The sequence below is a fragment of the Pedobacter suwonensis genome, from assembly GCF_900111825.1.
GTDB classification, from domain to species: Bacteria; Bacteroidota; Bacteroidia; order Sphingobacteriales; family Sphingobacteriaceae; genus Pedobacter; species Pedobacter suwonensis.
Window position 1 is genome coordinate 359,382 of the sequence record NZ_FOJM01000001.1, and the last position, 13,152, is coordinate 372,533.

Consider the following 13,152-nt stretch of genomic DNA (forward strand, 5'->3'; position numbering starts at 1 on the left):
CATGACGTGTGTTAGCTGGAAAAGTGATCTTCTTCACTTTTTTCGCCGGTTACTTCATCGTCAAACAAGATGCGCATGCCAGGAGTGTGCACATCATCGTTCTGACCGGTTTTATAAGCCCAAAAGAAAGCACCCAAAAAAATGAGTGCCATTAAAACGCTGCAACCAACTAAGAAGTAAAGGATATTCATATCAATTTGTTTTTACGGGCAAACCAGCGGGTAGCCAGGGTAGTAAATAAAATAATGGTGACCGTACTGACCGGCATCAGCACCGCTGCAACCAGTGGATATAGCGTTCCCTGTACGGCATAGTAAATACCGATGCAGTTATATGCTGTAGCAATAGCAAAACTAATTTTAATAACTTTAAGCCCATCTTTACTGAGTTGGATAAAGTTTGGTAGAAAGTTCAATGCACTTCCCTGTAAAATGGCATCGCAGCCTGGTGTAAAATTATTGATGTTATCGGTTAAGGCTATCCCAAAATTACTCTGCTTCAAAGCGCCGGCGTCATTTAGCCCATCACCCAGCATCATTACTTTATTCCCATTTTCCTGAAGACTTAAAACGGCGGCCAATTTCTGGTGCGGACGCTGATGAAACCTGATAGACGTGTTTTCTGGAAAAATAGTCTTCAGCATGGAATGGTCCTTATCCGTATCGCCTGATAAAACCTGCAGTTTAAATTTAGAAAGTTTCGAAACCAACTGTCCCAATCCGGGCCGCCATTGTTGTTTAATATCAAAACATCCCTTGTAAACATGGTCAATCAAAATATGTACGCCGGTTTCACTAACCGATTTTATGGTTATAGGAAGCATAGATAAATGTCCTGCATAAATAACGTGATCATTGATCTTCGCTGATAAACCCTTCCCTACCACCTCCTTATAATCCTGAAGTGAATAAAATCTTTCAACGTTTAAGGCTTTTAAGATGTGCCGGCTTAAGGGGTGGGCAGAATTGCGCAACAGTGAAGCCACAATGAGTTTCTCCTCGTGTGTTAGAGATCCGCTAAAAGAAATTTCGGCATTTTCATTACTGGTCAGGGTACCTGTTTTATCAAAAATCAGCGTATCACATTTGGCCAGTTCTTCAACCGCATCAGTATTTTTAACATAAAATCCTTTTTTATCAAAAACAGATAAGATGGCTGATAACGTAAAAGGTGTACTTAATGCCAGTACGCATGGGCAAGCTACAATAATAACCGCGGTAAATGCCGACCAGGCTTTATGGCTATCGTGCTGAAACAACCAGTAGGCTGTAGCGGCAAAGGCAATCAGAAAAACGCCAATGCTGAAGTATTTCGCAACGGAATCGTTAAAATTTTGCTTTTCGACATTGCTTTTATAATTTTCATTGTTCCAGAGCCCAGTGAGGTAACTCTGCGAAACCGGTTTAATCACTTCAAGTTCTATTGCCCCGGTAGTTTGTCGTCCTCCCGCATAAATGATTTCACCCAGTACTTTATGTATCGGTTCCGATTCACCGGTAACAAAGCTCATATCTACCCAGGCATCACCTTTCATTAAAATGGCATCTGCAGGTACCAGTTCTCCGTTTCTGATCCACAACCTGTCACCTATTTTTATATCGTTAATGGCTACAGGCTTTTCTTTACCATTCTGGATGGTAGTAACGGCAATGGGAAAATAAGACCGATAATCACGATCGAAAGAAATATGGTGGTAAGTACGCTGTTTAAGCCACTTACCCATCAAAAGCAAGAATACAAGACCTGTTAAAGTATCAGCAAAACCAGGTCCGGTTGCAAAAATGACTTCAAATGCGGTACGTAAAAACAATACCGCAATAATTAGTGCTAATGGCGTATCTAAATTGATATGTTTGTGTTTGATGCTGGTAATGGCCGAGGTAAAATAATCGCGTCCACAATAGAAAGCAGCAGGAATAGAAAATGCCAGATTTAGCCAGCCGAATAAGTATTGAAACTGTTTTTCAAAACCCGATAAACCAAAGTATTCTGGAAAGCTGAAAAGCATCACATTCCCCATTAAAAACCCTGCGACAGCAATTTTCAGCACTAAAGCTTTGTCTACCGAACTGCTATGGGCTTTAACCACATCCTGAAGACTGATTAAGGGTTCGTAACCGATCTGGTTTAAGGTTTCAACCAAATGTTTTAGTGAAATCTCTTCATGGTTAAATTGAATAGTGACCTGCTTTTTAAGAAAATCGATCCGTGAGCTGAAAATAGCTGCGTTAATTTTATAGAGGTGTTCCAGTAGCCAAATGCAGGAGCTACAATGAATTGCGGGAATGTAAAACGTGATGATACTCGAATTTCCATGTTTATAATCAATTAATTGATCAATGATTTTTGGATCGTCGAGGTATTCTAAATGACTTTCATTTTTTAACTGCCTGCCTGGATTATTGTTATATACATAATAATTACAAAGGTTATTTTCTGAAAGAATCTTGAAAACAGCCATACAGCCCGCACAGCAAAAATCTTTATCGTCTGTTTGATATTTTACCTTAGGCAGATCTTCTCCACAGTGGTAGCAAATGGCTTTGGTTGCGGTTTTATGTTGATCTTCCATTGTAATCGTTTTTATATTGATGAACTGAAAAGTTGTGTTTTAGGCTGCTTAAGCCATAATTTCTCGTCGAATGCCATACAGACGTTTCTGAGGAAGGATTTTCCCCTGTTGGTGATGCTGATTTCTTTTTCCGTTACCGATATCAGCTGATCATGCAATAATGGCAAAAGCCGTTCCTGTACCCTTTCAGGGATTGTGTCGCGGTATGCAGTATTATTTTTACACATGATATTTAAGATATGCTTTCTTATATCGAGGTCCTCATCAGTCAGAAAATGCCCTTTTTCTACAGGTAGTGACTGCTGCGCAATTTTATCCAGATAAGCTTCTACTGTTTTGGGGTTCTGAGCAAAAGCGGTCCAGCTATCGCTGATCGATGAAACCCCAAGACCGATGAGTAAATGGGTATGCTGACTGGTATAGCCCATAAAATTACGATGGAGTTTATCCGTTGCCATTGACTGAAACAAAAGATCGCTTTTCAGGGCAAAATGGTCCATGCCTACATCTTCATAACCAACATTAATCAGTAAATTTCTGCCAAATTGGTAAAGTGCAAATTTTTCATCGCCCATGGGAATATCCTTTTCGGTATAATGCCTTTGCCCGGGCTTTAACCATGGCACGTGTGCATAACTGTAAAAGGCGATGCGATCCGGGTGCATATCAATCACATCATTTACGGTACGCTCCAGTCCGTCAATACACTGACCAGGCAGTCCATAAATCAGATCGAAGTTGATGGAAGTATAACCCATTTCCCTCGCCTCGCTGGTTACGTGAGCAACCTGTGCAGGTGTTTGAAAGCGGTTGATCAAAAACTGCACTTTAGGATCGAAGTCCTGAATGCCCAAACTTAATCTTCTAAAACCAAGCTGGTAAAGTGTTGTTAAATGTGCTTTGGTGGTATTGGCTGGATGAGCCTCGAAAGAAAGTTCAGCATCAGGAGCCAGACTTGCATCTTGCATAATGCCATTAATCAGCAGACCGAGATTTTCTGCACTAAAAAAAGTAGGCGTTCCACCACCAAGGTGTAACTCTTTTAGTTTCGGTTTCTCCCGCAAGGCATCTACATACATGCGCCATTCAGCAAGTACAGCTAAAATATAAGGAACCTCTACCGAATGATTTTTGGTAATACGGGTATTGCAGCCGCAGTAGGTACATAGGCTTTCGCAGAACGGGAGGTGGATATATAAGCTGATCCCTTCATCTTTGTGGCTTGCATAGGTTTTGGATACCCTGTTTAACCATTCCTGAGTATTAAAGCTTTCAATATCCCAGTATGGCACTGTTGGATAACTGGTATAGCGAGGAGCAGCAACGTTATATTTTTTAAGCAATTCTGCATCTTCCATTTTACAGTTTTTTAGTGGTTGCGCATTCACTCTGGCAGCAGCAGGCTTTACCTACGCATTTACCAGCTGCCCACTGATCAAGGTTTTTGATTACCTGTTCCATCCTCGCCTTGGTGTCGGCCTGATCAGCCTCCAACGGAACATTGGCAACCTTCATGCCTGCAAGCCCCGCGGCATTAAGGTCAAGATGATCTGTTTGTGAAGATGATGTCGCAATATATTTGATACCCAACGATCTAAGACCCAATATCATATCACTACTTAATTCATCGTTGTTAAAAACCAAAAGCGCTTCTTTACCAGTTGCAAATGAAAGCGTATCAGCTGTTAAGCTATTGGCAATTATAGTAATATCGTGTTTTTTGTAATTGGCCAGTACCAACCATTCCTTTTCATCGGGCTTAATGTTATAAGCTATAGCTTTCATATATGATAATTATATATACAAAACTATGAAGGAAGCTTAAGGCGACAGGTGAGAATGCTTAGAGAAAAAAATGATATTGGTTATTTTTTTTAGTCATAAGCCTTGAGTCTCTCTTCTAGCGCAAGTTTTAGCGCTTCGGGTACTGTGGGCTGGGCTTGACTTGTGCTTTAAATATATCTTAGTGTCAGATGGAAACATCCGACACCACAGATGTAATCAGTTTTCAGTTGACAATTTGGAGTTGACAACTAAGCCGAAGACCAATGACCCTCTTCCAGCGCAAGTCTTTGCGCTTCCGGTACCTTGGGTTGGCTTAACTTGTGCTTTAAAATTTCTTAGTGTCAGATGGAAACATATGACACCACAGATGTAATCAGTTTTCAGTTGATAATTTGGAGTTGACAAATAAGCCGAAGACCAATGACCTCTTCCAGCGTAAGTCTTAGCGCTTCGGGTACTGTGGGTTGGCTTGACTTATGCTTTAAATATATCTTAGTGTGAGATGGAAACATCTGACACCACATACAACAGATTTCTCGACTGCGTTGCACTCCGCTCGAAATGACGATCTCTCTGGGCACCAAGCCCAGTTAACCGATTAACCAATTAAACCTTTAACCCAACGAACAATGGGCCAAACGTTATTGCTTAATATTCCTGAGTTTCTCAATGGATAAAATATTAATGGCATTACCGGTTTTATCGATCAGTTTTTCATCTTTAAAATCAGCGAGCATTCTGCTTACCGTTTCACTGGCAGTACCTACCAATGCAGCAAGATCATCGCGCGAGATCCGGATCGTGCAGGTATTAGCCTCGCCGTCGCCAAATTTTGTAGCCACCTGTAATAAAGCTTCAGCTACCCTTTTCCGTACTGATGAATAGGCCAACTGCAGCATTTGTTTTCCTTTATCGCGTACATTGCCGGATAAAAGCCCAATAAATGTTTTGGATACAACCTGGTGACTGAGCAGATATTCCATAAAATCGGCTTTTGGAATATGGATAATTTCTGATTCGGTTAGCGTGGCAGCATTTTCTGCATAAAGTTCCCCGTTACATAAACTTTCATAACCGAAAAAATCGCCATCATGGTAAAGGCCCGAAGAAAGTTCCCTGCCATCTTTAAAACGTTTGTAGGTTTTTACCTGCCCTTTTACCACGTAATAAAGGTGTGTGGGTTCGTCACCTTCAATATAGATCACCTGTTTGCTGTTTACCGCACGTGGTTTACCTTTCTTACGCAGTTCATCCATTACCGTTTCACCATTGCCTTCTGCCAAACTAAAACTGCTGGCCTGCTGCTTTTTCTTAAACCTGCTTTCTATTGCCCTGAAAAGTTCAGTATCATCAAAGGGTTTAGTGAGGTAATCATCGGCGCCCATTTCCATGCCTTTTCTCATATCTGCACGCTCGGTTTTTGCCGTGATGAAAATAAAAGGAATATTGGCTGTTTTAGGATTTTTGTTCAGCAGGTACAAAACACCATATCCATCCAGCTCAGGCATCATGATATCACACAGAATTACATCAGGAAGATGATTAACCGCCATTTCGACACCGATTTTTCCGTGTTTAGCCGTAAAAGTTTTATAACCAGCCAGATCCAGTACTTCAGCAGTACTTTCCCTGATATCGTCATTATCTTCAATAATTAAAACTTTCCTGTTCATGCGATAGATCTAAATTATAAAATTATTTTTAAAGGGAAAAGTAAGCGTAAATACCGTACCCGAATGCTGCTTGCTATTGCAGGTAACCGTGCCGTTCATCAGGCCAACATATCTTTTAACAATATTAAGACCCAAGCCTGTCCCCGGAATATCGCCGGTATTGTGCGCCCTAAAAAATGGCTCAAAAAGATTGCCCTGATCAGCATCTGGAATACCGATACCATTATCTTTTACTTCTAAAATCAGTTCATCATCTTTCAAAATAGAATTGAACTGAATGAGTGTGTCCTCACCCGAATATTTGATCGAATTCGAAATCAGATTGATGATGCAATTTTTCAACAGATTAGGGTCTAGGTAAACCTCAGCTGTCGTTCCAGTATGTTCGTAAATAATGTGCTGGTTCTGTTTGGTCATCATCTGCATCTCTTCTGCTATCTCTTCTGCAAAACTGATGATGTTAAAAGCTTGTGCCGATACCTCTACTTTACCTGCTTCCAATTTTTCAAGCGAAAGAAAATCGTTCAATATCGTAGTGAGGTTATTAATGGAATTTTTGATTTTTAAGGTATGCTTCTCTACACTGGCTACGTCATGTTTGGTCGTATATTTGTCAATTAGCGATGCAGATAGCTGAATCGCACTGAGGGGTGTCCTAAACTCATGCGAAGCCATAGAAACAAACCGGGTTTTAAGCTGGTTGAGTTCTTTTTCCTTTTGAAAAAGTGCACGCATATTTTCTTTCGCCATTTCCAGTTCCGAAACAAGCTTAACCAGGTCCTGTGTACGTTCCTTTATCTTAACTTCAAGTTTTTCAGTATAACTTTTAATCTGTTCTTCGTTGGCCTTTTCTTTGCTGAGATCGTGAATAAAACCTGTATAAATTTTACGGTCCGGAAATTTGATCTCACTCACCCCCAGCCTGAACGGGAATATAGAGCCATCTTTACGCTTTCCGGAAACCTCACGTCCAATACCGATAATATGTTTCTGTCCCGTATTTTCATATCTGGCAAGGTACTCATCGTGGTGCGAATGGTCCGGTTCAGGCATCAGGACAGAAATGTTTCTGCCCACCAACTCCTCCCTGCTATAACCAAAAAGCTCAAGCGCCGCAGGATTTAGATGTTCTATCATCCCCTTTTCATCAATGGTGATAATCCCATCTATCGCGTTTTCAATAATCGCATCCAAAAATTTCGACCTATCCATTATTATGCTTCAAATATGTTGTAAATATAGAAAAAGTATCAACGATCTCTTTTCCTATCCAACAATCAGTGCATCAAGTTTATTTTTCGAACTTGCCAACTGTTCATATAATTGCCTAAAGTCGTCTGAAGCCTGATCTGCCATTTCGCTGAAAAGTTTTTTATAATAATTGATCCCCTCAGCCAGTTGTAGCTTAAAGCCATTCAGTTGTTTTATCTTTTTGTCACTAAATTGCTGTATATGTTGCTTAATATCCTCCTGCAGGTAATCGATATAAAGATTAAGCTCTTTGATAAAAACGTGCGGACGTTCAACCTGCTCCAACAGGTTAATTTTACCATAAATATGGCCAACCATTTCATCAAATGAGTATACATCAGAAAAATAAGCCAGGTTGGGTCCCGGGCAAATGGCAACAGCCTTATTTTCTTTTGGTTTCAGCATATCGTATTTTAGGTAGTTTGAAGAACAGAGTCCTTCGCAAAGGCATATTTTTCCAGTAATCTCAGTAAATTGTTTTTCGTATTCTTCAGCGGTTAGGCCGGCCGTTTGAAGGCTTTTGATCTTTAAGTGCTGATATTCCCGCGATGCAGTACAAATAGCCTGTTCAGTAAATTCGGTGTTGTTGCACAGGTATTTCTTGGTACAGGGGCTTCCTGGCCTACCCTTTTCAATCCGCTCGGTCCGCTGTTGTTCTATGCTGCTGTTTCTGAAATTATTAAAACGGATTCCCAATGGTGAAGCATTGCTTAAATAAAAATCCTGTTCGGTTGCAGCAGTGAGCTGTGTTAAAGTATTCGAATCCACATTGGTTACTTCTGGCACCAACAAAAAAGGACTTCCCCAGCCTGCGGCATCAAGTCGGTAGTGCTGCAATAAAAAGTTATGTTCTGCAGCGGTTCCGATTCCGCCCTGCACCGTGATCTTTTGTTTGGGTTCCTCTTCAACCAGAATTCCCTTTTTCACCAAAGCCAGCTGATACATTTCAAAAAGCTCCAGATACATTTCACTTCTTTTGGTTTTGAATTCCTCTAGGATCGGGCCGAGCAGATATCCATCGGTAGCAAACGCATGTCCACCACAGTTCAAACCCGATTCAATTCTGAACTCTGATACCCATAAACCTTTTTTGGCCAGGAATTTAGCCTGGATCAAAGCCGACCTGAAATCACTTACTTTTAAGATAATTTGTTTTTTTAACGATTCATTCTCATCTGGAAAAAAGTCTGCGAAATCCGCGATATAGCTATACAATTTGGGGTTCATCCCTGCAGAAAGTATAACCGATGCATGGAGCTTACTTTCAGCAAAACCCCGTAAAGCGGCCAGCGCATCTGTATGATCGTCGCCAGTGTATTCCCCGTCAACATAGTTCATTTTATCCACCTTGGCCATAATATTAACATCGATACTCCCCATACGCATTGTATTTCTGAGTACAGATTTGAAGATCTCCTTGGCTTCTCCATCAGGGTAATCCATCATCAGTTCATACCCATGTTTTAATTTTGAAGTGTCGGGCAAAAGTTCAAAGTAACGGCAGATATCAGTTCCCTTGCTAAAATCCTGCTGTTTTAAAGCTTTAAAATCCTGGTTTACGCAATCGGATAAAAAGTTGAGATAGGCGGTAATCCGTTTGCTGCGGCTATCAGGTTCATCTTTTCCGATTGCCTCGTAATATACTGATCTATTCTGCGAATGATAAGCGCGCATACGCTCTACCAATTCATCGTCAACAATAGAGAGTACAGAAGAAACGCCATATCTGGCAACTTTTAACGGGGTATCAATAGAATAACCCAGGCCCAAAACGGGAATATGAAATGAATGTAACATGGTATTTTGGTATAAAATAGCCTTTAACCTACTGAAAGACTAAATAATTCTCCAACAAAACTACCCTGCTTTAACGGATGTAGTGGTGATAAGGCTCAAACCAAAAAATGAGCGAAATCACTTTTTCGCGACAGAAAAGTTAAGCTCATCAGCTAAGATTCAACCCATAAATGCACAGGAACACACCTGATGGCATGCCCGGACTTTTATCTCTTTAAAATCACGCTAAATTTTATTTTTTACCTGTGTCAAGGGCTTGAATCGTTACGCGCCTCATCCGGACGAAATTGGCTGGAATTAGGTTCAAACAGGAACACAGTGAGCAGGAGGTAAAACCAAAAGCGGTAGCTGGATATGATCTGACATATCAACAGTATAACTTCCTTTAAGAAGATGATGAAGGAAACCATGTTTTCGGTGCACCATGGTCAGTATATCAATCTGTCCGTTTTCTACAATCCAGTCCAAACCATCTTTCACCTGCTCGCTTTTTACCTGACGGAGGTAAATATTTCGATAATTCACCTTGTCGGCAACCAGCTGCAGAAAGTCTGCAATTTGTTGATGGGAAATTTCCGGACCGTTAGCATCATCTGAATGCATAATCAAAATTTCGGCATTAAATGGCTTTGCCAATTCAGCGAGCGTGCATAAAACCGATATATCGCTCGAAGTAAGGTCGGTAGCAAAAGCGATCTTTTTGGGAGTATTAAACCGACAGCATGATGGAATAAACAGCACGGGCATTTTAAGTTCAATTATTTTCCTGGTGATGTTCCCCATAAACGCTTTCATCAACCGGTCTGCCCGGTTTAAACCGGCTACAATCAGGTTCATTTTACATTCGGCGAAGTATTTACCCACCTCCTGATCAATTTCTCCATGGAGTAATCTACCGAATACTTCTGCTTTAAAATCCAGTTCGTGGTGAGCTTTTTTAAATTTTTGCTCCACTTTTCCGACCAGTTTGTTCAAGGCTTTTTTAGCATCTTCTTCAAGCAGTTTATATTCCTCGTGAGGCCAAACCAGTGATGCGGCTGCAGGCGAAAACTCCGGCATCTGAAAAACATTAACCAATTCTACCCTCGCACCAATACCAAGGGCGAGTTCAGTTGCATAATCAGCCGCATTTTCTGCTGTTGCAGAGAAATCAACAGGTACAAGAATCTTTTTCATATTGGCTTTATTTAGTATAAAGTTTGAAAGCGCCGGGTGGAAATATGGGTATCCTCAATTTTCAGATGATTAACATATAGAAAACTGATTATTTAAAGTAGGTTACTTCTTTACCGGTTTATTATTAACAGGAAACATTAAACTTTCCAAAACCTGGTCGCGGTGATATACATCCGGATACACACGGAGCTGCCCGTCATTAACCTCGCAGGTGATATAAGTGATTTTTACCGGAACAGTATTTTTAAGATGGAAATCTTTTTTACGCATGTTAAGCATTGATGATTTCAAAGCAGGTACCTTATCGGCTGTTCCATCGTTCCTTAATAACAGTTCGGCAAGTAAACCAGCATTTTCTACCCGGATACAGCCATGACTGAATGCTCTTTCTTGTTTTTTAAATAATTTCTGTTCTGGAGTATCGTGCAGGTAAATATCAAAAACATTCGGAAACCGGAATACAACCTTGCCCAGTGCATTATCACAACCGGACGACTGCCTGGCATCATACAGATTAGGATTAGCTTTGATCGCAGCTATAGTCCCCTTGGTTAAGGGCACTATGTTTTGTTTTCTATCGTAAATACTGTAATGGTTATTGATCAGATAGGTCGAATCTTTCCATATTTTGGGTAACAGCTCAGTTGTAAATATTTTATGAGGCACTTTCCAGTCTGGCGATGTTGTGATGTACTTCACCTTACTTTCCAACTCTGGTGTCGGGCTGGAGGGCTTACCAACAATGGTTTTAAAGATCACTACGTGATCATTGTTAACCAGTTTAAGTGTGTAGGAAGGAATGTTGATCTGTATGAAATAACGATCTCCTGTATTTATCCACCGTAGGCGCTCCATATTAATGGCCATTTTTCTCGCATCACCTTCCGGAAATTCATAGCAGTCATCTATATACTGCCCCTTAACCAGATGGAGATAATCCTGAAGCATTTTATACATATCTGCCTGCGGCTGGGCCGAGGTAACATTGGCCATAAAATCTGGGTGTCCCATCGCTTTCTTAAGATGTGATACCGGATCAAAATCCAGTAGTATTTTCGACTCCAATCGTTCGGTGGTGAATACAGGGTTAAATTTACCGTAGTGAAGATGGTTGATGAGCGTGATCAGGGCATCTGTTAAATAAATATCAAAAATTTCCTGTTCCTGTAGTTTGGCATTTGGACTGGTAAGTGGGCGAAGCGCATCATAAGTGAGCTGATCGGGATGAAAATCGTTTCTGTTCAAACCAAACTGTAATACACAATCCATCAGTAACATCGACGCCCAGACATCTGAATGGACAGTATCCTGCATTACCCAGGCACGCTTGTACAGCCTGTCCTGATAAAAGCGATCAACCAGATTAGGATAGTTCAGCTTTTGCTGCAGGCTAACAATTTCTTTTTTAAGGGACAACGAATCGGTGTATATAACAGATCCATCTTTTTTAAGGCAAATTCCAAAAGCATTATAGACCAATAAGAAAGCCCACAAAAGCGTTAAGGAAATAAAAATCAGCGTTACCGTACCGAAGCGTCTCTGAATATTTTTATTTTTCATAACAGATTGATTTACAATGATAAATATCAAAATACAATCATCATATTTTAATGATTCCGATCACTTTTTGCAATGATATCTTACAGGTTATCGTTTGCTCATGAAAGCCTATGAATGCTCAAACAACCATTTAAAAGGCTTTATTTTTCGTTTTGGCCTCAGGTTGAATTTTTTGATGCTATGCATTTTAACAAAGGTCTCGGCTTCAGAAATATCGTCTGTTACCAAGAACAAACTGAGGTCATTTTCAGCGATTGTTCCCTCTTCTTTCATCTTTGTAATATGCTCTAAAAGGGATTGGTGATATTTTCGATCAAACACGATTACCGGAAAATCCTTGATCTTTTGAGTCTGGATGAGCGTCAGTGCTTCAAAACATTCATCAAGTGTACCATATCCCCCCGGCAGCACCACAAAAGCAAAAGAATATTTTACCAGTAAAATCTTGCGGGTAAAAAAATGATTCATGTTCACCCATTTGTCCAGATATGGGTTTGGTTTTTGTTCTCTTGCTAATGAAATATTGCAGCCCACCGAGCGGCCGCCAACTGCCTGCGCACCTTTATTCGCTGCTTCCATTAATCCAGGGCCTCCACCGGTCATAATCGTAAAGCCCAGTTTTGCAAAAGCTCCTGCAGCTTTTTCTGTAAATTTATAATAGGGATGATCGGGCGCAAAACGTGCAGAACCAAAAAAGGTAATGCAGGGGCCTACAAAATGTAATCCTCTAAATCCCCTGATCAGATCTAGTACCGTTTTTAGCGTAAAAATGAACTCCTTAGCTCTGGACCGTGGCCCTTCCAGGAATTCTATTTCTGATTTACTGGCCATTTTTTTTAACCAAATTTAACTCCCCGGCCAAGCAGCAGATATGATGGGTATCACTTTCGGAACTGCGCTGTATCATAACAGCCAAAATTTTAAATAATTAAAATTGTGTATGAAAAAAATTAGCATTAAACACCTTAATAACGTACACGGCGACAGTATCCGTGGACTCGATTTTTACGCGGAGACATTGGAAATCTTAAAAGAAAGGCTCAACGAAATTGCAAAAGCAAATACAGGTAAAGAAACCATGATTGGGATAGAACACTTTCAAAACCTTTTTATTATCCACCAGGACAAGATTGAAGTACTCAAACATCACCTGCTGAAAAATATAGAGATGCTGGCCGGCGAAATAAAAGATACAAAAGATTTTATAGAACAAAGTGTGTTCGAAAAGAACGAGGAGTTACAGGCCGAATACCTGCGTGAGGTTGATTTATTTGAAGAGATGAGACATGAATTCTATCGTTTTGCAGCAGAATGGATGTAAACGAAAAACATAGCCCC

The 13,152-nt window shown here is 40.5% G+C and carries 11 protein-coding genes; 1 reads left to right on the forward strand and 10 read right to left on the reverse strand.

The annotated features are described in order from the left end of the window. Positions 1-11: 11 nt before the first annotated feature. The 10 genes from ccoS to BM107_RS01460 form a co-directional block, all read right to left on the reverse strand. Entirely contained in the window at positions 12-191 is a 180-nt protein-coding gene (ccoS, locus tag BM107_RS01415; RefSeq protein WP_090979494.1) for a cbb3-type cytochrome oxidase assembly protein CcoS, read from the reverse strand. Next, a complete protein-coding gene (locus BM107_RS01420; RefSeq protein ID WP_090979496.1) occupies positions 188-2,572 on the reverse strand; it encodes a heavy metal translocating P-type ATPase in 2,385 nt (794 codons plus the stop codon). Before BM107_RS01420 ends, ccoS begins: the two co-directional genes overlap by 4 nt. 11 nt (positions 2,573-2,583) lie before the next feature. Beyond that, positions 2,584-3,930: an oxygen-independent coproporphyrinogen III oxidase gene (gene hemN / locus BM107_RS01425; protein ID WP_090979498.1), complete on the reverse strand. Its 1,347-nt coding sequence runs from the start codon at positions 3,928-3,930 to the stop codon at positions 2,584-2,586. Position 3,931: 1 nt separating this feature from the next. Beyond that, a complete protein-coding gene (locus tag BM107_RS01430; RefSeq protein ID WP_090979501.1) occupies positions 3,932-4,357 on the reverse strand; it encodes a Rossmann-fold NAD(P)-binding domain-containing protein in 426 nt (141 codons plus the stop codon). Positions 4,358-4,998: 641 nt separating this feature from the next. Next, positions 4,999-6,030, reverse strand: coding sequence for a response regulator (locus tag BM107_RS01435; RefSeq protein WP_090979504.1), 1,032 nt, complete (start codon positions 6,028-6,030; stop codon positions 4,999-5,001). Positions 6,031-6,039: 9 nt separating this feature from the next. Further along, the gene (locus tag BM107_RS01440; RefSeq protein WP_090979506.1) at positions 6,040-7,242 is read right to left on the reverse strand and encodes a PAS domain-containing sensor histidine kinase; all 1,203 of its coding nucleotides are present in this window, start codon (positions 7,240-7,242) and stop codon (positions 6,040-6,042) included. A 54-nt stretch (positions 7,243-7,296) separates the two neighbouring features. Beyond that, positions 7,297-9,078 carry a hypothetical protein gene (locus BM107_RS01445; protein WP_090979508.1) on the reverse strand — a complete coding sequence of 594 codons (1,782 nt, stop codon included), beginning with the start codon at positions 9,076-9,078 and terminating at the stop codon, positions 7,297-7,299. A 303-nt stretch (positions 9,079-9,381) separates the two neighbouring features. After that, positions 9,382-10,254, reverse strand: coding sequence for a universal stress protein (locus BM107_RS01450; RefSeq protein ID WP_090979510.1), 873 nt, complete (start codon positions 10,252-10,254; stop codon positions 9,382-9,384). 102 nt (positions 10,255-10,356) lie between these two features. Further along, entirely contained in the window at positions 10,357-11,814 is a 1,458-nt protein-coding gene (locus BM107_RS01455; RefSeq protein WP_090979513.1) for a L,D-transpeptidase family protein, read from the reverse strand. Between the two features lie 108 nt (positions 11,815-11,922). Next, on the reverse strand, positions 11,923-12,645 hold the full coding sequence (locus tag BM107_RS01460; protein WP_090979514.1) for an LOG family protein: 723 nt from the start codon (positions 12,643-12,645) through the stop codon (positions 11,923-11,925). A gap of 109 nt (positions 12,646-12,754) precedes the next feature. Between BM107_RS01460 and BM107_RS01465 the strand changes: the two genes are divergently transcribed. After that, on the forward strand, positions 12,755-13,135 hold the full coding sequence (locus tag BM107_RS01465) for a hypothetical protein (protein ID WP_090979516.1): 381 nt from the start codon (positions 12,755-12,757) through the stop codon (positions 13,133-13,135). The last annotated feature ends 17 nt before the right edge of the window (positions 13,136-13,152 follow it).